A 19,128-nucleotide genomic window follows, 5' to 3' on the forward strand; every position below is an offset into this window, starting at 1 on the left:
GGCACCGGAACCGGTTCCGGTCCCGGCAGCGGTCGGCCGGCGGTGTCGGGCGCGACCGTCGGAGGCGGGCGCGCGCCCCGGGCCGCTGGTCGCCGTCGCCGAACGTGGAAGGGAACGCGAACGCGCATGTGATCGAAGTGCCATGCCAGGAGGATCGGGCACTCGCCGCATTCGCGATGATCTTGCTTGATTCCGGTGGATTACCGCCCGGTTGTGGACAACTCCATCACCCGCACGGGCTCTCCCAGGCCCGCCCCGGCCTCACCGGGCCGAGACCACGACCCCCAGCAGGCCGGGCCCCGTGTGCGCCCCGATCACCGCGCCGACCTCGCTGACGTGCAGCTCGGTCAGTCCGGTCACCCGCGCCTTCAGCCGGTCCGCGAGGGCCGAAGCACGCTCCGGGGCGGCGAGATGATGGACGGCGATGTCGACCTCGGCGGCGCCTGCCCGCTCGGCCGCTATCTCCTCCAGACGGGCGATGGCCTTCGACGCCGTGCGCACCTTCTCCAGGTGTTCGATACGGCCGTCGGTCAACTGGAGCAGCGGCTTCACGGCGAGCGCCGACCCCAGCAGGGCCTGCGCGGCCCCGATACGGCCGCCCCGGCGCAGATAGTCCAGGGTGTCGACGTAGAAGTAGGCGGCGGTGCCGGCCGCCCGTTTCTCCGCGGCCGTGACGGCCTCGTCCACGCTGCCCCCCGCCTCCGCGGCCTCCGCGGCCGCGAGCGCGCAGAATCCGAGCGCCATGGCGATCATGCCGGTGTCCACCACCCGCACCGGCACCGGCGCCTCGCGGGCCGCGACGACCGCCGCGTCGTAGGTGCCGGAGAGTTCGGCGGAAAGGTGGAGGGAGACGATGCCCGTGGCACCGGCCTCGGCGGTCCTGCGGTAGGTCTCGGCGAAAACCTCGGGGCCGGGCCGGGACGTCGTCACCGGCCGCCGCTTCTGGAGCGCCTGGGCGAGGGAGCGCGTGGAGATCTCGGTGCCCTCCTCGAACGCGCGGTCGCCGAGGACCACGGTCAGAGGGACCGCCGTGATGCCGTGCCGCTCCATCGTCCGGGCCGGAAGGTAGGCCGTTGAATCGGTGACGATAGCGACATGGCGGGACATGAGCTGGAGGTTACCTGGCGTACCGCTCCCTGGGCAGCCCGGCCCGGCGGGCCGGGCGGGGCCGTGTCCGGATCAGTGCGCCCGGATCAAGTGGTGCTCTCCGGGCGGGGCTTCTTCTGCCACGGGTAGACGGGACGCGGTGCGGCCGGTGTGATCGCGGGCCGCACGGGCTCAGCCGCGGGTTCCCGCGCGGCGTCGGACCGCGCGGTGTCCGGCCGGGTCCGGCCGGTCGCCGGGCCGTCCGGAACGTGCGCTTCGGACCGGCGCGGGGGCGAGGACGCCGACGTGGCCGCGGACCCGGGCGCGGGCTGCTGGTCGGTGGTCGTCCAGTGCCGCAGGGCACCGGTCTCGAGGTCGATCTGGGTGCTGAGCGAGTCGAGGTCGTCGGCCGCGAAGTGGCGGGCGCGGTCGCGGGCCGCCCAGCGCAGGGAGTCCGCCGACCGCGCGATGCGGTGGGTGCGCTCACGCAGCTCGGGCAGCCGCTTGCCGAGGGTGCCCCGGTCCGGTTCGGACTCCAGACGCCTCAGTTCGGCGTCCAGTTCGCGCCCGTGCGCGCTGAGCCGCTCGAAAAGGCCGAGGGACTCCTTGAGGGACTGGTCCTCAGCGGCTCCGGCCTCCAGCGCGTCCTGGGTGGCGCGCATGGATGTCCGCAGGGTGAGCCTGAGTTGGGCGATCTCGCCGGCCGGGCCGGACTGGGCGAAGGACTTGACCTTCAGGGTGTGGTCCTCGACCGTGCGGCGGGCCTGGGTGAGGTGACGGTCCGCACTGCGCTTGGCGGCGCCGACGACCTTCACGGTGGCGTACACGCCCAGCGCGACGAAGAGCACGAAGAGCAGGGCCAGCACTGCGATCACTGCTTCCACGAGACTCCTCCTCCGGGCCCTGGGGCCGCCCTCCACACGCACCGCGCCGTTCTTCAAAGGTAAACGCAACGGGCAGGCCCGGAGTTCCGGAAGAACCCCGAACCTGCCCGTAGGGGATCACCCCGAACCGGCGGCCCGCAGGCCGCGGCCGGCCGGCCCCGCGGTCCTACGCCGTCACGCCGGGACGATGTTCACCAGCTTGGGCGCCCGCACGATCACCTTGCGGATCCCGGCCCCGTCCAGCGCGGCGACGACCTTCTCGTCGGCCAGCGCGACCTTCTCCAGCTCCTCCTCGGAGATGGACGGCGGGACCTCCAGGCGGGCCTTCACCTTGCCCTTGATCTGCACCACGCAGGTGACGGTCTCGTCGACGACGTACGCCGGGTCGGCGACCGGGAAGTCCTGGTGGACGACCGAGTCGGTGCGGCCCAGCGCGCGCCACAGCTCCTCGGCGATGTGCGGGGCCAGCGGCGCCACCAGCAGCACCAGGGCCTCGGCGACCGGGCGCGGTACCGGGCCTTCCTGCTTGGTCAGGTGGTTGTTCAGCTCGGTGACCTTGGCGATCGCCGTGTTGAAGCGCATCCCCTCCAGGTCCTGGCGGACCCCGTCGATCGCCTTGTGCAGGGCGCGCAGCGTGTCCTCACCGGGCTCGGTGTCGACGACGGTCACCTCGCCGGTGTTCTCGTCGACGATGTTGCGCCACAGCCGCTGCAGCAGCCGGAACTGGCCGACCACCGCGCGGGTGTCCCACGGCCGGGACACGTCCAGCGGGCCCATCGCCATCTCGTACAGGCGCAGGGTGTCGGCCCCGTACTCGGCGCAGATCTCGTCCGGTGTGACCGCGTTCTTCAGGGACTTGCCCATCTTGCCCAGCAGCCGGGAGACCTTCTCGCCCTGGTAGTGGTAGGCGCCCTCGCGCTCCTCCACCTCGGCGGCCGGCACCGCGATGCCGCGGCTGTCACGGTAGACGTAGGCCTGGATCATGCCCTGGTTGAACAGCTTGTGGAACGGCTCCGCCGACGACACGTGCCCCAGGTCGTACAGCACCTTGGACCAGAAGCGCGCGTACAGCAGGTGCAGGACGGCGTGCTCGGCGCCGCCGACGTACAGGTCGACGCCGCCGTGCGGCATGCCCTCGCGCGGGCCCATCCAGTACTGCTCGATCTCCGGGTCGACCAGCTTCTCGCTGTTGTGCGGGTCCAGGTAGCGCAGCTCGTACCAGCAGGAGCCGGCCCAGTTGGGCATGGTGTTGGTCTCGCGGCGGTACGCGCGCGGGCCGCGGCCGTCGCCCAGGTCCAGGGTGACGTTGACCCAGTCCTCGTTGCGCGACAGGGGCGTCTCGGGCCGGGTGTCGGCGTCGTCCGGGTCGAAGGTGCGCGGGGAGTAGTCGTCGACCTCGGGCAGTTCCAGCGGCAGCATCGACTCGGGCAGGGCGTGAGCGGTGCCGTCCTCGTCGTAGACGATGGGGAAGGGCTCGCCCCAGTAGCGCTGCCGGCTGAACAGCCAGTCGCGCAGCCGGAAGTTGACGGTGCCCTCGCCGATGCCCCGGCGCTCCAGCCACTCGGTGATGCGCGCCTTGGCCTCGGCGACGCCCAGGCCGTCCAGGTTCACCTCGTCGTTGGACGAGTTGATGATCTTCGCCTCGTAGGAGGAGAAGGCGTCCTCCCAGGTGGAGGTGTCGGTGCCGCGGCCGTCGGTCGGCTCGACGATGCAGTGGATCGGCAGTTCGAAGGCGCGCGCGAACTCGAAGTCGCGCTGGTCGCCCGCGGGCACGGCCATGATCGCGCCGGTGCCGTAGCCCATCAGGACGTAGTCGGCGATGAAGACGGGCACCTGTTCGCCGTTGACCGGGTTGGTCGCGTAGGAGCCGATGAAGACGCCGGTCTTGTCCTTGGCCTCGGCCTGGCGCTCCACGTCGGACTTGGACACGGCCTGCGCGCGGTAGGCGGCGACGGCCTCGGCCGGGGTGGCGTGGCCTCCGGTCCAGACGTCGTGGGTGCCCTCGGGCCAGGCGGCCGGGGTGAACTTCTCGACCAGCGGGTGCTCGGGCGCCAGCACCATGTAGGTCGCGCCGAACAGGGTGTCGGGGCGGGTGGTGAAGACGGTGATGTTCTCGCCGTCGATCGGGAAGTCGACACGGGCGCCCTCGGAGCGGCCGATCCAGTTGCGCTGCTGCAGCTTGATGGCCTCGGGCCAGTCCAGGGCGTCCAGGTCCGACAGCAGCCGGTCGGCGTAGGCGGTGATGCGCATGTTCCACTGGCGCAGCTTGGCCTTGAAGACGGGGAAGTTGCCGCGCTCGGAGCGGCCGTCGGCGGTGACCTCCTCGTTGGCCAGTACGGTGCCCAGTCCGGGGCACCAGTTGACCGGCGCGTCGGAGGCGTAGGCCAGCCGGAACTCGCCCAGGACGTCGGCGCGCTCGGCCTCGCTCAGCTCGCTCCAGGCGCGCGTGTGGCCCGGTACGGGGCGCTCACCGGACTCGAAGCGGGCGATCAGCTCGGTGATGGGGCGGGCCCGGCCGGCCTCGTCGTCGTACCAGGAGTTGAAGATCTGCAGGAAGATCCACTGGGTCCACTTGTAGTAGTCCGGGTCGATCGTGGCGAACGACCGGCGCCGGTCGTGGCCCAGGCCCAGCCGGCGCAGCTGGGCCTTCATGTTCTCGATGTTGGTCTCGGTGGACACGCGCGGGTGCGTGCCGGTCTGTACCGCGTACTGCTCGGCGGGCAGGCCGAAGGCGTCGAAGCCCAGGGTGTGCAGGACGTTGTGGCCGGTCATGCGCTGGAACCGGGCGGAGACGTCGGTGGCGATGTATCCCAGGGGGTGGCCGACGTGCAGTCCCGCACCCGAGGGGTAGGGGAACATGTCCATGATGAACTTCTTGGGCCGGGCCACCGTCTCCGGGTCGCCCGCCAGGTCGCCGCTCGGGTTGGGCGCGTCGTACGTGCCCTCGGCGTCCCAGAAGTCCTGCCAGCGTGCCTCGATCTCGGCCGCCAGGGCGGCCGTGTAGCGGTGCGGCGCGGCCACTTCGGGGGTGGCCGCGGGGTTCGTCTCGCTCATGATCCTCAAAGCTCCATCGATCGTCTGCGCCCACGGCTGCTGTGACATTCGGAAATGAAAAATCCCCTCGCACAGGAGGGGACGCCGCGCCGATTCCGACCGACTGGTTCGACCATGGCCGGGACTGATCAGCGCGGCTCGCTAAGCAGAAGGCGTACGGCACGCATGGCGTCAGGGTACCGCAGGCCCGGAGCGGGCCGCGACGCGCTTCGCCGCCCGCGGAAAGCGCTCCCGCCCGGCCACCTCCCTGAACATCGGTCAAAACTTACTCCGCGTAACAACCCCTATGGGGCATCACAACAGCCAGATCGTCTTTTGATAACAGTGCAACAACTCAAACGTCGTACTCCCCGGTACAACGAGGTTTAGAGTGCGGCCCGGGACCGCTTCTCCCGAACGTTCGGAGTTCCCCCATGAACCCTCGTCCAGACAGCAGCCCGCCGCCCGCTCAGGGCCGGCCGGCTGCCGGTCGGTCGTACCCGCATGCCGTCGTTCTTTCCGTCGTGACGTGGGGAGGTAGGGCGTGAGGCCGGACGACAGCACGGCGGACGACTGGTTCGCCGAGTTCCTCAACTTCGGCGTGGGCGTTCTGTCGCTCGTCTGCCTGAGCTGCTCGGTGATCTGGGGACTGGTCGCCCAGGACCGGGTCCTGCTCGGTCCGCGCCAGCGCATCCTGGCGCAGGCGGTGCACCGGACGACCGCGGTCGCCTCGATCGCCTTCCTGCTGGTGCACATCGGCATCAAGCTGGCGCTGGAGCACACGACGTGGATCGCCGCGGTGATCCCCTTCGGACTGGCCCTCACCGACGACGAGGCGGTGGCCGGCAGGTCCTTCCTCATCGGCCTGGGAACCCTGGCCGGAATGCTGATGATCTTCGTCGGCATCACCGGCGTCCTGCGCAACCGCTTCGCCTCGCCGGCCCCCGTCGCGGCCCGCTGGCGCGCCATGCACATGCTGGCCTACCCGGCCTGGTGTGCCGCGCTGGTCCACGGGCTCTACGCGGGTCGATCGGCGAAGCCGATCTTCCTGATCCTGTACGGCCTGTCCCTGCTCGGCGTCATGGCGGCCCTCTTCCTGCGCGCCTCCCCGGCGCGGGTCAAGCGCAAGGTCGCCGACCGGGTCACCAGCCTGCTCGGCCTCGCCGAGCAGCAGGGCCGCGACAGGCTCGACGAGAGCCGGGCCCGCGCCGCCGAGGCGTCGCCCCCCAGGTACGAGAGCGGCGGCAGACGGGACTCCCGGTCCCGTTCCGGGCCTCCCGAACGCCCCGAGCCGGCCGCCCGGCCGCGGTACGAGACCGCCGAACGTCTCGCGCCGCCGGCCCCGGACCCCGCGAACGGCTTCGCGGCGGCCTACCGCGCGGTCTCCCCCCCGTCCCAGCCGCAGCAGCCCCTCTACGCGGACCAGACCGCCCGCATGGAACTGCCTCTGGACATGCAGCCCACGCAGGCCGTCCCCACCATGGACGGCCAGACGATGGGCGGGCAGGCCATGGAGGCGCCGCGCGTGGACGGCCCCTCCAGCACCTCGGGCAGCTGGCCCGTCCCGTCCCCGCCGCCGGTCGGCGAGGCCCCGCCGTCGGCCTACGACCCGCTCCAGGACACCGGATACAACATCCCCACCTACGACAATTCGGCCGCCCCCGGCTACGGCTCGAGTGATGTGCGCGACACCGGTGAGTCGAACGGCTTCTACAACGCGTACAACCCGAGTGACACGTACAACAGCGGTCCCGCCACTGATCCATCTCCCGGTGCGTCGTACGACTTCGGCGCACCGGGATCGGGCGAACCTTGGAACACGCCTTCCGGAGGCTTCAAGTGAACGAGGCTCTGCCCGACGTACCCGAAGTCCGCGTCGTCGGACTTCCCCAGCTCACGTCGGGCTTCGACCTTGTCGACCGGCTCGATCTCCCCATGCACCTCAAGGTGCACGGGCCGCTCGAACCCATGGGCGGCGAACAGCTCGCCCAGCTCTCTGAACGCATCAACCTCAGGGGACGCGGCGGTGCCGGCTTCCCCTTCCACAAGAAGCTGCGTTCGGTCGCCGAGACGGCGATCAAACGCGGTGTCCGGCCGGTCGTCGTCGTCAACGGCAGCGAGGACGAACCGGCCTGCCGCAAGGACACGGTGATGATCAACCGTGCTCCGCACCTCATCCTGGACGGCGCGCTGCTGTGCGCCGAGGCCATGGGGGCCCGCACGCTCGTGGTGGGGGTCACCCGGGAGTCCACCAAGCGCTCCATGGAGGCCGCGCTCGCCGAACGGGGCCTCAACAACGGGCGCCGGTCCGCGCTGCGCGCCCGTGTGCAGCTCAACCCGGTGCGCATGGTCACGGGCGCCGCGGCCTCGCTGATCCGCTCCATCGACGGAGGCCCGGCGGTCCCGCCGGGCCGCAAGGTCAGCGCCTCGAAGAACGGTGTGGGCGGCGCGCCCACCCTGCTCTCCAACGCCGAGACCTTCGCGCAGCTCGCCATCGCCGCCCGCATCGGCCCGGAGCGCTACTGCAACACCGGCCTGTACGACGAGCCGGGCACCGTCATGCTCACGGTCTCCGGGGCGGTCGCCCGTCCCATGGTGATCGAGGTCCCGACGGGTGTACCGCTGCGTTACGTCCTCCAGCTCGCCGGTGCGCCGCCGATGCCCCAGGGCGTGCTCACCGGTGGCTACCACGGCAAGTGGATCGACGCGGCGACCGTCAACGAGGCGATCGTCTCCCGCAACTCCCTGGACGCGGTGGGCGGCGCGCTCGGCGCGGGCGCGATCCTGCCGATCAGTCAGGACACCTGCCCGCTGGGCGAGTCCCTGATGGTGGCGAAATGGCTGGCCGAGGAGAGCGCCGGCCAGTGCGGCCCCTGCTACCTGGGCCTGCCGGCCGCCGCGCGCGGCCTGGAGGACATCCTCAACGGCGGCGGCCCCGCCGCCCTGGAGGCGGTCAAGCAGGTCGCCAAGAACGTGAAGCGGCGCGGCGCGTGTTCGCATCCGGACGGCTCCGCGATGTTCCTGGAGTCGACCGTCAAGGCGTTCAGCGACGACATCGCCGCCCACGCCCTGGGCAACGGCTGCGGACGCCCCGTGGAGGGCGTGCTGCCGCTCTTCGAGGGGGGCAGGGCCCCTACGGGCATCCCGGGCGGGGGCGGGGAGGAGAACGGCCCCAGCCGCCAGAAGATCTTCGTCGACTGGACGCTGTGCCGGGGCCACGGTCTGTGCGCGGACATCCTCCCGGAGGTCTTCCAGCTCGGCGCGGACGGCTTCCCGACCGTCGCCCAAGCCCAGGTGCCGCGCCACGCGGAGGCCAAGGCGATCCGCGCGGTGCGCCGTTGTCCGGCGCTGGCCCTGCGCGTCGAGGAGGGGACGCAGTCCAAGGCGCCCTCCCGCAATCTGCCGGTCCTCTCCCAGGGCCGCGGCCGGCGCGCGCTGGGCCGCTGACACGGGTCCGTGCGGGCCGCCCTCCGGGGCGGCCCGCACGGTCGCACGTCCGACAACGCGTAGAGGGCGGATCATCCGATCGGATGATCCGCCCTCTACTGCTGTGGAGCTAAGGAGAATTGAACTCCTGACCTCCTGCATGCCATGCAGGCGCTCTACCAACTGAGCTATAGCCCCAGGTCACATCCCGCCCGGTTTCCCCGGCGGCGACGCCAACTTTACACGGTCACCGGGGCCCAACACCAAATCGATTCCGTGGCGCCCGGTTCTGTCCGCATTGTCACCCGAACCGCGACGCGCGACGCGCGGTCACGCGGTCACGCGGTCACGAACGAATAGAAGCGCTTGAGCGTGCAGTGCTCATCGAGGAGCCGGCCGTAGATCGGTTCGCCTTCGAGCTCACGGTACGTCTCGATCGGGTCGCCTTTTATGATCAGCGCCCGCGCGCACTCCTCGCACCAGTACTGGTAGTCGGAATTGACCGGTTCCATGTCCCGGACGATCGGCGTCCCTCTGCCGCACCAGTCGCACCTTCGCCTGTGTGCACCCATCGCTCAGCTCCAGCTGTGGCCGCAGGCCGTACACGCGCAGGGGACACCGCCGCTGCCACCGAGGACTCGGGCGAGGTGCGCGGAACCGCGGGAAGGGCGGCGGAGTCGGGTCGAGGTCCGTCGTGTCAACACCCCGCCGAAGAGGTGGTCGACCTCCCCGTGGATGCTCGCAGGCATCAACAACTCCCTCCCGTAGGACCGCGCCCCCTTCCGGTCGTTTGATTCTGCCACGGCCGGACCAATACGGTCAGCGACGTCGGGGTACCGGTCGGGACACGGCTGGGCGCCTCACAGAGGTATACGCCCGTCGGCGCCTTCCCGCTCAACCAGCGACAACGAAAAAACCCGCCCTCGTACCGAGGACGGGATCTTCGTCATGTGATCTGTGGAGCTAAGGAGAATTGAACTCCTGACCTCCTGCATGCCATGCAGGCGCTCTACCAACTGAGCTATAGCCCCGAGTGTTCTTCCCGCTCGGCGGGCGAACAAGAAGAACTTTAGCCTGCGACCTGCCGGAAAGTGAAATCCGGCCCCCGGGCCGCACCCGGAGGTTCAGGGCAGGCCCTAGTCGTCGTCGCCGAGCACCGGTTCCGGCAGAGTGCCGGCGTTGTGCTCGAGCAGCCGCCAGCCGAGGGCGCCCTCGCCGAGGACGGACCAGCAGCAGTTGGTGAGCCCGCCCAGGCTCTCCCAGCTGCGCGGGTCGAGGCCGATCAGCCGGCCGATGGTGGTGCGGATCGTGCCGCCGTGGCTGACCACCACGAGCGTGCCGTCGTCCGGGAGCTTGTCCGCGTGCCGGAGCACCACCGGGGCGGCTCGGTCGGCGACCTCGGTCTCCAGTTCACCGCCGCCCCTGCGCACCGGCTCGCCGCGCTTCCAGGCGGTGTACTCGTCGCCGTACCTGGCGATGATCTCGTCGTGCGTCAGGCCCTGCCAGACGCCCGCGTAGGTCTCCCGCAGGGCCTCGTCGTGGACCGGCTGCAGGCCGGTGAGGGCGGCGAGTTCCGCGGCGGTGTCGGCCGCCCGCTTCAGGTCGGAGGCGATGATCGCGTCGGGCTTGAGGCCGGCGAGGAGGCGGGCGGCCCGGCGCGCCTGGGCGACGCCGGTCCCGGTCAGCTCCACGTCCGTACTGCCCTGGAAGCGGCGCTCCACGTTCCAGGAGGTCTGTCCGTGCCGCCACAGGATGACACGGCGGCCTCGGCCTCCGCCGGAACCGGACGTCTCACCGGCGGGGCTCAACGCCACCCACCACCCGGCTCCGCGGTCTCCGCGGCCTCCTCTGCCTCCTTCTGCCGGGCGTGCTCGGCGGCCTTGCCGCGGGTGGCCACGGCGTCCTCGGGCAGCTCCAGCTCGGGGCAGTCCTTCCACAGCCGCTCCAGGGCGTAGAAGACGCGCTCCTCGCTGTGCTGGACGTGGACGACGATGTCGACGTAGTCGAGCAGCACCCAGCGGGCCTCGCGGTCGCCCTCGCGGCGGACCGGCTTGGCGTCGAGCTCCTTGCTGAGCCGCTCCTCGATCTCGTCGACGATCGACTTGACCTGACGGTCGTTGGGCGCGGAGGCCAGCAGGAAGGCGTCGGTGATGGACAGCACGTCACTGACGTCGTAGGCGACGATGTCGTGCGCGAGCTTGTCGGCCGCGGCCTGGGCAGCGGCGGAGACGAGCTCGATGGAACGGTCGGTTGCGGTCACTACAAGGCTTTCGCTCGGCGGTCGTTTGCCTTCAAGGGTCTCACGGACCGCCGGGCGCGCCCCACGCGTTTCGGGGTGGGCCCGGCCGGCTGCCCCGTAGGGGCGTCCGGCCGGGCGTACCGCGGTCCGGTCAGGTGCCCGGCTCGTAGTCCTGGCCCAGGACCACCGAGACCCTGGCGTTCCCGGAGACCTCGCCCCGGGTGACGGACTCGGTGGGCAGCCCCAGGGTCTTGGCGACCTCGGAGGCGTTCTCCTTGTCGGCGTCGTCCGCGTAGACGACCTCGGAGGCCGCGGCCGCGGTGGCCGTGCCGCCCTCCAGGAAGGTGAAGCCGCCGTTGAGGAGCACGACCCGGGCCTTCTCGGTGTTGTCCGCGACACCGGTGGCGTTGCGCACGGAGACGCTGACGGCGGCGTCCTTGTCGGGGCTCTTCGCGGTGCCGCCGAGCACCTCCTTGACCACGCTGTCACTCGTCTCCGCGGTGAGCGTGCCGTCCTCCTGGACCGGCAGCAGCGTGGTGCTGTGGTCGCCGCCCTTGGCCAGCTCGGCCAGCCGGGCGAGGAAGGAGCCGAGGTCCTTGTCGGTCAGGGGCGGCTCGATGATCTGCCCCAGGGTCTGGATGGTGGTCGTCGCGGCGCCCGCGTCGGACGTCATCTTCCGCAGCACCCCCTGCATGACCTGCCCGAACCGCTCCAGCTGGGCGTCCTGCGCCTCGCCGGAGGCGCGGTGGGTGGCGTAGGCGACGGCCATCTTCCCGGTGAGGGTCTGGCTCTTGCCCTTCTTGACCAGGGGGGCCTCGCCCTTCTTCTTCGCGGCCGGGTCGGGCACGTCGGCGTCGGTGTCGATGTCGATGTTGCCGACCAGGTCGACGAGGTTCTGCAGGTAGGGCGTGTCCAGCCGCCAGGTGCCCTCGATGTCGGTGCCGAGGGCCGTGTCGAGGGCGCCCCGGGTACCGCCGGATCCGTCGTCCTCGACCGACTTGGCGAGCGTGGTGGTGGTGCCGTCCTCGGCGGCCAGGGCCAGGGAGTTGGGCAGCAGGACGGTGGTGCCCCGCTTGGTGGTGGTGTTGTCGACGAGCAGCGCGGTGGCGGTGCCGCCCCCCTTGGTGTCGTGCAGGTGGACGACGAGGACGTCCCGTTTCTGGGCGCCCGCGGCCGTCGTGGTGCCCGTACCGGCGTCGGAGCCGGCCAGCTTCCCGGCGTACCAGAGGTAGCCGACGCCGCCGGCCACGACCAGGGCGAAGACCACGACCAGGGCGACGATCCGGCTGCGTGCGCGGCGCTTGGCCTCCTCGCGGCGCTCGGTGCGGTTCTCGGTGAACTGCAGCCAGTCGATGACGTCCTCGGAGTCGCCGTCCGGCTCCTCGACGAAGGCGAACTGCTCGGTGCGGTACTCCCGTTCGGGCGCCTCGGAGTCCGCGGCCGGACGGTCGTCATGGCCGTCATGGCCGTCGGGGTCGGTTCCGTCGTCGGCCGGGCCGGGTTGCTGCGGGATGTGCGCGGTCTGCTCGGCGACCCGGGGCTGCTGTCCGGTTCCGCCCTGCGCGGTCTGCCCGTAGGAGTCGCCGTAGGGGTCGTACGGGGCGGCCGTCGCGTCGCCCTGGGGGGTGCCGTAGCCGCCCTGGGCCCCGTAGGGGTCGTAGGAGGGCGTCTGCGGCTGCTGCCCGGTACCCGTCCCGGTCCCGTAGGGGTCGTAGGGCTGCGAGGGCTGCTGCGTGCCGCCGGTGGTGTACGGGTCGTAGCCGTAGCCGCCGTCGTAGCCCTGCCCGCCCTGCCCGTGCTCCTGCCCGTACGGGTCCTGCTGCCCCTGCTGCCGGTACGGGTCGTACGGCTGCTGCGGGGCCTGCTGGGCCGGTACCTGGGTGTCGGCCTGGCGGTAGACGGGCCGGCCGTACTCGTCGTAGCCCACAAGCCCGTACGGGTCGTCCCCTCCGTCGCCGTATCCCGCGTCGTATCGGTCGTTCACCGGTGCCCCTCTCGGCTCACTCGCCGCGGTACAGCTCGCGCTTGGCGATGTAGCGCACGACCCCGTCCGGCACCAGGTACCAGACGGGATCTCCCTTGGCGACTCTCGCACGGCAGTCCGTCGAGGAAATGGCCAGGGCGGGGACCTCGACGAGCGAGACGCCCCCCTCGGGCAGGCCCGCGTCGGTCAGATGATGGCCGGGCCTGGTGACGCCCACGAAGTGCGCGAGGGAGAACAGTTCCTCGCTGTCCCGCCAGGTGAGGATCTGCGCGAGGGCGTCGGCTCCGGTGATGAAGAACAGGTCCGTGTCGGGGTTGAGGGCCCGCAGGTCGCGCAGGGTGTCCACGGTGTAGGTGGGCCCGCCGCGGTCGATGTCGATCCGGCTCACCGAGAACTGCGGGTTCTCGACGGTCGCGATGACCGTCATCAGGTAGCGGTCCTCGGCCGCGGAGACCAGCCGGTGGCTCTTCTGCCACGGCTGCCCGGTGGGGACGAAGACCACTTCGTCGAGGTGGAACCGCGCGGCGACCTCGCTGGCCGCCACCAGGTGCCCGTGGTGGATCGGGTCGAAGGTGCCGCCCATGACGCCGAGGCGGCGCTTGCCCGGCTGCGACGGGCCGCTGCCCGGGCCGCCGGCCCGGCGCGGCGCCGGACGGTGCTCGGCGCCGCTCGCCGGCTGCCCGGCCGTGCCCTCGGCCCCCGCCCCGGTCGTGACCACGGGCTCGGTCGGTCCCCCGGCCGTGCCCTCCACCGGACCGGTAGGCATGTCCTGCTCTCCCATGCGTGCAGACCCTACCGGCCCTCTCTGAACGCTCCGGCCGCCAGGTGTGCCCTTTGGCCACGCCCGAACAGACCCCGGGGGTCCGGAGGGACTACCGGTCGCGGTTGAAGCGGGTCGTGATCCACAGCAGGACCAGCAGGCCGGCCAGGACGCAGCCACCGACCAGGTAGGGGTTGAGGCTCTGGTGGTTGCCACTGTGCTCTCCGCCCTCGGCGGCGAGGGTGACCAACTGGGCAGCGGCGCTGTGGAAGCTCATCTTCGGCAGTACCTATCACGTGTGGGCGGGATAAAGACGTCGGCTCATCGTATGCGGGCGCCTTCTCGCCGATCACTCCGACTCCGCCGTTGCGGGTCCCGGCCACCTCTCCGGTGCTTCCCCGGCGCCTCCCCAGCGCCTCCCCCGTGTCCTTCCGACCGTCCTCCCGCCGGTCCTCCCGGGCGGGTGGGCGACGGCGGGGCCACGCAACCATCCCGCGGTCCTGATCGTCCTTCTCGGGGAGCCGGGCTGCTCGGGAACGGTGCTCCACGCGCGTTCCCGGCCGCGTTGCTCTTCCGCTCCACCGGTCTGCCGGTCCGTGCCTTCTCCACCTAGGCTGGGCCTCGGTCCCGGGGTGGCGGAAGGGCCGGACGGGAGACCGCCGAGGGACGGTACCGGGAACCGCGAAGGTCACAACGGACCGCGAAGGTCACACAGACGCACATGGGGGACACATGTCCGACGGCCATCAGCACAACGGGCACGAGAAGGTGCCGAGCAGGCAGCGCAGGCGTTTCCCCGGAATCTCCTCGCGTGCCTACGAACACCCCGCCGACCGCTCCGCCCTGGTGGCGCTGCGCAAGCTGACCGGTTTCGACACGGTCTTCAAGGCCCTGAGCGGTCTGCTGCCCGAGCGCAGCCTGCGGCTGCTCTTCCTGTCCGACTCGGTGCGCGTCTCGGAACGGCAGTTCGCGCACCTCAACGTCATGCTGCGGGACGCCTGCTACATCCTGGACCTGGAGAAGGTCCCGCCGATGTACGTGAAGCAGGACCCGACGCCGAACGCGATGTGCATCGGCATGGACGAGCCGATCATCGTGGTCACCACGGGGCTGGTCGAGCTGCTCGACGAGGAGGAGATGCGGGCCGTCGTCGGGCACGAGGTCGGGCACGCGCTGTCCGGGCACTCGGTGTACCGGACCATTCTGCTGTTCCTGACGTCCCTCGCGGTGCGGGTGGCCTGGATTCCGCTGGGCAATGTCGCGATCATGGCGATCGTGACGGCGCTGCGCGAGTGGTTCCGCAAGTCGGAGCTGTCCGCGGACCGCGCGGGGCTGCTGGTGGGCCAGGATCCCCAGGCCTCGATGCGCGGCCTGATGAAGATCGCCGGCGGCAACCACCTGCACGAGATGAACGTCGACGCGTTCCTGGAGCAGGCCGAGGAGTACGAGGCCGGGGGCGACCTGCGCGACTCCGTGCTGAAGATCCTCAACGTGCTGCCCCGCTCCCACCCGTTCACCACCGTGCGGGCCGCCGAGCTGAAGAAGTGGGCGGAGACCCGCGAGTACCAGCGGGTCATGGACGGTCACTACCCGCGGCGCGACGAGGACAAGGACGCCTCGGTGCGGGACTCCTGGCGCGACTCGGCGAGCAGTTACGCCGGTGACGTGAAGAACTCCAAAGACCCGCTGATGAAGCTGGTCAGCGACATCGCGGGCGGCGCCGGGGACCTGGGCGACCGGGTCCGCCGCGGCTTCGGCGGCTTCACGTCCTCGGGACCGAGGCCCGCGCAGGGACCGGACGGGCCCCAGGAGCCGGGTACGCCCTCGGACCCGGACACCGGGGGCGACCGGCCGCCGCGCGACGGCACCTGAGGCACGGGCGTCACACCCGGGGCTGCGCCTCCGCCGCCAGCGAGCCGCACAGGGCCGGAGCGCCGTCCGCGGCGTACGGGTCGGTGCCGGCGGGGCCGCCCTCCTTGGCCGTGCCGCCCGCCAGCAGGGGCCGCAGACGGCTCGCGGAATCCTCGGAGCAGGACAGCGGACCGGCCTGGACGGAGGAGACGACGAGCTGCGTCTGGTGCAGGCGCAGGTCCTCGCGGTCGAAGCGGAAGTGCAGCTCGCGCCGGACGGTGAACAGCGACACCCGGGATCCCGGGCCCGCACCGGCCGGCCGCAGCGCGTACACCGAGGTGTGGTCCGCGGTGACCTCGAGGGTGCCGGAGTCGGCCTCGGAAGCCTGCAGGGTGCCCTGGACGCGGATCCTGCGGTCGGCCAGCTCCGTGCGGGAGGGGTCGAAGCGGACGAGCCACCCGGTGGGCGCGTGCCGCCCGTCCGGGGCCGGCCGGGTGAAGCTCCGGTCGAACTGGTCCTGCTGGTCGACGCCGAGCAGGACGCGTACGGAGCGGGTCTGCCCGCCGGTGAGCACCTCGGGGTCGAGGGCGGACCGGACGATGTAGTCCTTCGCGGTGAGCAGCGCCGTCACGACCTGCCCGTCCGAGAAGTGCGCGGTACGGCGGGACGCCGGGAGCGTCACCCCCGCGGCCCCGATGCGGAACTGCGCCGCCGGACTGTTGTCGTACAGCCGTTCGGAATCGGGAGTGCCGGGCACCTTGCCCTCGGGGGCGAGCGGGATCACGGTCATGCGCAGCGGCTCGACGGCCTCCCCCGCGCCGGGTGTCCCGGAGGGATGGCGTACGCCCATGTAGATCGCGGTGCCGAAGGCCACGGCGATCAGCATCACGAGGATCAGCACCTGCCGGGACAGACCCCGGTGCCGGGACGGACGGCGGCGTACGGCGGGGGCGTGGTCGGTGATGCGCTCCCGGGCGGAGAACTCCTGGAGGCGGGCAGCCCGGACGAAGGTCTCGTCGAAGACGACGGACCGGTACTCGTCCTCGCCACCTCCGGGGGTGCCCTCGGGTGCCCCTCCGGGTGGGTCCGCAGGCCCTGCCATATCTTCAGAGTAGGTCGCGGGAAGCCCGCGTAAACTCCGTGGCGCGCGCCAAGTTGCGGCGGCTTCCCACCCGGGCCGGCGATTCCGCCGCCGCCCCGCACGAGAAGCCTCAGGGGCTGCTCGGGATCACCGGGACGTCGGGCCGGGAGTAGTCGGCGGAGGCGGACGGAGCCACGCCGCCGCCCTGTTCCAGGCCGGTCGAGGCGGGCGGCGGCACCGGGTCCTGCCGGTTGTTCCCGGAGGACCCCCGGTAGACGGCCGAGAAGGCGAGCGCGACCATGCCGACGCCCATCACCAGGGCGAGCATCCAGGCGACCGGGCGGTGCCAGCGGACCTGTCTGCCGTACGGCCCCGGGTAGCCGTAGTCGTCCTCCGGGGCGCCGGGGCCGTCGGCGAAGTCGTCGTCGACGTCGTCGCCCCGGTGGCGGCGGCCGTACCGTCCGTGGCCGCCGTACCGATCGGTCGTCGGGCGGGTGCGGTGGGCCTCGGCCTCGGAGGCCTCGGCTCTGGCCCGGGCGGCGGCGAGGAGGCGTTCGACGGCGGTCGGTTCGTGGACCACGGCCGCGCCGATGAAAGCCTCGTCGAAGACCACGGAGGCGAACTCTTCGTCCGACACTCCGCGGTCGTGGTCGTCGTCGGGCTCCCCGCCGTCAGGGAACGGCGTGCCCCCCACGTCCTCCGGCACCTCTCCAGAGTAGACCGGAGGGGTCAATTTGGGCAGACGGTACGGAAATTCGTCCGCCTGCCCCGTGACGTGGGTCAGCGGCGGACGTGTCCGTCGCCGGTCACGATGTACTTGGTGCTGGTCAGCTCCGGCAGGCCCATCGGTCCCCGGGCATGCAGCTTCTGCGTGGAGATGCCGATCTCCGCGCCGAAGCCGAACTGGCCGCCGTCGGTGAACCGGGTGGAAGCGTTGACGGCGACGGTGGTGGAATCCACCAGTCGGGTGAACCGGCGGGCCGCCTGCTGCGAGGTGGTGACGATGGCCTCGGTGTGACCGGAGGTCCACAGCCGGATGTGCTCCACGGCCCGGTCGAGCGAGTCGACGACGGCCGCGGCGATGTCGTGGGAGAGGTACTCGGTCTCCCAGTCCTCCGTGGTGGCCTCCACGACCGTCGCCGCGGAGTCCTTGGCGTACGCCATCACCCGCTCGTCGGCGTGCACGGTGACCCCGGCCTCGGCCAGGGCGTCCAGGGCGCGCGGCAGGAACGCGGGGGCGATGTCCTGGTGGACCAGGAGGGTCTCGGCGGCGTTGCAGACGCCGACCCGCTGGGCCTTGGAGTTGACCAGGATCTCCACGGCGGTGTCGAGGTCCGCGTCGGCGTCGACGTAGACGTGGCAGTTGCCGGTGCCGGTCTCGATGACCGGGACGATCGACTCCTGGACGATCGTGTTGATCAGGGAGGCGCCGCCGCGCGGGATGAGGACGTCGACCAGGCCGCGGGCGCGCATCAGCTCGCGCACGCTGTCCCGGCCCTCGCCGGGCACCAGCTGCACGGCGTCGGCGGGCAGCCCGGCGCCGCCCACGGCGTCGCGCAGCACCCGGACCAGCGCGGTGTTCGACCGGTACGCGGAGGACGAGCCGCGCAGCAGGACCGCGTTGCCGGACTTCAGGCACAGGGCGGCGGCGTCGACCGTGACGTTGGGGCGGCCCTCGTAGATGATCCCGACGACGCCGAGCGGCACCCGGACCTGCCGCAGGTCGATGCCGTTGGGCAGGGTGGAGCCGCGGACGACCTCGCCGACCGGGTCGGGCAGCGCGGCCACGTCCCGCACGTCGGAGGCGATCGCGCGCACCCGCTCCGGGGTGAGGGTGAGCCGGTCGATCATGCCCTCGCTGATGCCCGCCTCACGTGCCTTGGCGACGTCCTGGGCATTGGCTTCGACGATCTCGCTCGCCCGGACCTCCAGCGCGTCCGCGACGGCGAGCAGCGCGTCGTCCTTCGCCGCGCGGGGCAGCGGCGCGAGGGTGGCGGCGGCCCCCTTGGCCCGGTAGGCGGCCTGGTTGACCGGAGACATCGAGTCGTATGGCGAAAGCGTGGTCATGGGGGAAGGGTAGTGCGGCCGGAGGGTCCGACCACCGGTATCCCGAACCCCGAGACGCCGGGGGCCGTGGCCGCCGGCACGAAGGGCCGTGGCGCTCGCGGAGGGCCGAACCGGTCTCCCGGCTCAGAACGGATGTACCCCCACCGGCGTCGCCGGCGCGGGGCCGTAGCCCGCAGCGATGCGCTGGTGGTAAGTGGCCCGGTCGATGACCTCCAGGCCGACGATCTCCCAGGGCGGCAGCCCCGCGGTCCGCCGGTGCTCGCCCCACAGCCGCAGTGCCACGGCGGCGGCGTCGTGCAGGTCGCGGGCCTCCTCCCAGTAGCGGATCTCCGCGTGGTCCTCGGCGTACCGGCTGGTCAGCAGGAAGGGGTGGTCATGGGCGAGCTGTTCCAGGGCGCGGCGGACCTCGGCGATCGGGGCCAGGCCGCCGGAGACGCTGAGGGTGACGTGCCACAGGCGCGGGAGGTCCCGGGGCTCGCCGCTCTGGAACCGGTCGCCCGCCGCGACGCTGGCCAGGGCGCGTTCCTCGCCGACCGCGCGGGAGCCGGCACCACCGCGGGACGTCGTCGTCCCAGGGCGCACTCGTCTCACGACGGCCTCCTTCACGCACAGGCCGGCCCCGGGGCCGGGCAGATGTGTTCCCTGGGTCAAAGTTGAGCAGGCCGCCGGGCGTCGTGGGGCGGTTTTGCGGAACGTCCACCGCGGGGGGCGCGCGAT

Annotated in this window: 16 protein-coding genes and 2 tRNA genes; 3 read left to right on the forward strand and 15 right to left on the reverse strand. The window is 71.7% G+C overall.

Features of this window, described 5'->3' with window-relative positions; all coding sequences use genetic code 11:
* Positions 1-261: 261 nt before the first annotated feature.
* From AOK11_RS10990 to leuS, 3 genes are all read right to left on the reverse strand, one after another.
* Positions 262-1,107, reverse strand: a complete 846-nt coding sequence (locus tag AOK11_RS10990) for a DegV family protein (RefSeq protein WP_055593480.1) — start codon at positions 1,105-1,107, stop codon at positions 262-264.
* A gap of 86 nt (positions 1,108-1,193) precedes the next feature.
* Positions 1,194-1,970, reverse strand: coding sequence for a hypothetical protein (locus AOK11_RS10995; protein ID WP_055593481.1), 777 nt, complete (start codon positions 1,968-1,970; stop codon positions 1,194-1,196).
* A gap of 174 nt (positions 1,971-2,144) precedes the next feature.
* On the reverse strand, positions 2,145-5,024 hold the full coding sequence (leuS, locus tag AOK11_RS11000) for a leucine--tRNA ligase (protein WP_055593482.1): 2,880 nt from the start codon (positions 5,022-5,024) through the stop codon (positions 2,145-2,147).
* Positions 5,025-5,547: 523 nt separating this feature from the next.
* On the opposite strand from leuS, the gene AOK11_RS11005 reads away from it, so the two are divergent.
* Together AOK11_RS11005 and AOK11_RS11010 are read left to right on the forward strand one after the other, a co-directional pair.
* Positions 5,548-6,846: a ferric reductase-like transmembrane domain-containing protein gene (locus tag AOK11_RS11005; RefSeq protein ID WP_055593483.1), complete on the forward strand. Its 1,299-nt coding sequence runs from the start codon at positions 5,548-5,550 to the stop codon at positions 6,844-6,846.
* Complete coding sequence (locus tag AOK11_RS11010) at positions 6,843-8,450, forward strand: NADH-quinone oxidoreductase subunit NuoF family protein (RefSeq protein WP_055593484.1); 1,608 nt, start codon at positions 6,843-6,845, stop codon at positions 8,448-8,450. Before AOK11_RS11005 ends, AOK11_RS11010 begins: the two co-directional genes overlap by 4 nt.
* 104 nt (positions 8,451-8,554) lie before the next feature.
* On the opposite strand, the gene AOK11_RS11015 is transcribed toward AOK11_RS11010, so the two are convergent.
* The 8 genes from AOK11_RS11015 to AOK11_RS43370 all read right to left on the reverse strand — a co-directional run bounded on the left by AOK11_RS11015 (position 8,555) and on the right by AOK11_RS43370 (position 13,689).
* Positions 8,555-8,627: transfer RNA gene (locus AOK11_RS11015), tRNA-Ala, on the reverse strand.
* A gap of 140 nt (positions 8,628-8,767) precedes the next feature.
* The gene (locus tag AOK11_RS11020; protein WP_055593485.1) at positions 8,768-9,001 is read right to left on the reverse strand and encodes a hypothetical protein; all 234 of its coding nucleotides are present in this window, start codon (positions 8,999-9,001) and stop codon (positions 8,768-8,770) included.
* Between the two features lie 386 nt (positions 9,002-9,387).
* Positions 9,388-9,460 (reverse strand) — tRNA-Ala (locus tag AOK11_RS11025).
* Positions 9,461-9,565: 105 nt separating this feature from the next.
* Positions 9,566-10,243, reverse strand: a complete 678-nt coding sequence (locus AOK11_RS11030) for a histidine phosphatase family protein (RefSeq protein WP_095534282.1) — start codon at positions 10,241-10,243, stop codon at positions 9,566-9,568.
* Positions 10,234-10,689: a ribosome silencing factor gene (gene rsfS, locus AOK11_RS11035; protein WP_055593486.1), complete on the reverse strand. Its 456-nt coding sequence runs from the start codon at positions 10,687-10,689 to the stop codon at positions 10,234-10,236. Before rsfS ends, AOK11_RS11030 begins: the two co-directional genes overlap by 10 nt.
* Positions 10,690-10,819: 130 nt before the next feature.
* Entirely contained in the window at positions 10,820-12,652 is a 1,833-nt protein-coding gene (locus tag AOK11_RS11040) for an LCP family protein (protein WP_055593487.1), read from the reverse strand.
* Positions 12,653-12,668: 16 nt separating this feature from the next.
* Positions 12,669-13,433, reverse strand: coding sequence for a nicotinate-nucleotide adenylyltransferase (gene nadD, locus AOK11_RS11045; protein WP_055593488.1), 765 nt, complete (start codon positions 13,431-13,433; stop codon positions 12,669-12,671).
* A 91-nt stretch (positions 13,434-13,524) separates the two neighbouring features.
* Positions 13,525-13,689: a hypothetical protein gene (locus AOK11_RS43370; RefSeq protein WP_167353778.1), complete on the reverse strand. Its 165-nt coding sequence runs from the start codon at positions 13,687-13,689 to the stop codon at positions 13,525-13,527.
* A 455-nt stretch (positions 13,690-14,144) separates the two neighbouring features.
* Here AOK11_RS43370 and AOK11_RS11050 point away from each other — a divergent pair, with 455 nt between their 5' ends.
* A complete protein-coding gene (locus AOK11_RS11050) occupies positions 14,145-15,284 on the forward strand; it encodes a M48 family metallopeptidase (protein WP_055593489.1) in 1,140 nt (379 codons plus the stop codon).
* 10 nt (positions 15,285-15,294) lie between these two features.
* Here AOK11_RS11050 and AOK11_RS11055 read toward each other — a convergent pair whose 3' ends face one another.
* The 4 genes from AOK11_RS11055 to AOK11_RS11070 all read right to left on the reverse strand — a co-directional run bounded on the left by AOK11_RS11055 (position 15,295) and on the right by AOK11_RS11070 (position 18,993).
* Complete coding sequence (locus tag AOK11_RS11055; RefSeq protein WP_055593490.1) at positions 15,295-16,365, reverse strand: SCO2583 family membrane protein; 1,071 nt, start codon at positions 16,363-16,365, stop codon at positions 15,295-15,297.
* A gap of 109 nt (positions 16,366-16,474) precedes the next feature.
* Positions 16,475-17,050 (reverse strand): SCO2584 family spore wall biosynthesis protein, encoded by a 576-nt coding sequence (locus AOK11_RS11060; RefSeq protein WP_470630304.1) that lies wholly within the window; start codon positions 17,048-17,050, stop codon positions 16,475-16,477.
* 74 nt (positions 17,051-17,124) lie between these two features.
* Positions 17,125-18,411 (reverse strand): glutamate-5-semialdehyde dehydrogenase, encoded by a 1,287-nt coding sequence (locus AOK11_RS11065; protein ID WP_055593492.1) that lies wholly within the window; start codon positions 18,409-18,411, stop codon positions 17,125-17,127.
* 123 nt (positions 18,412-18,534) lie between these two features.
* Positions 18,535-18,993, reverse strand: coding sequence for a hypothetical protein (locus AOK11_RS11070; RefSeq protein WP_055593493.1), 459 nt, complete (start codon positions 18,991-18,993; stop codon positions 18,535-18,537).
* Positions 18,994-19,128 lie beyond the last annotated feature (135 nt).

The organism is Streptomyces hirsutus (assembly GCF_001418415.1).
Taxonomy (GTDB): domain Bacteria; phylum Actinomycetota; class Actinomycetes; order Streptomycetales; family Streptomycetaceae; genus Streptomyces; species Streptomyces hirsutus.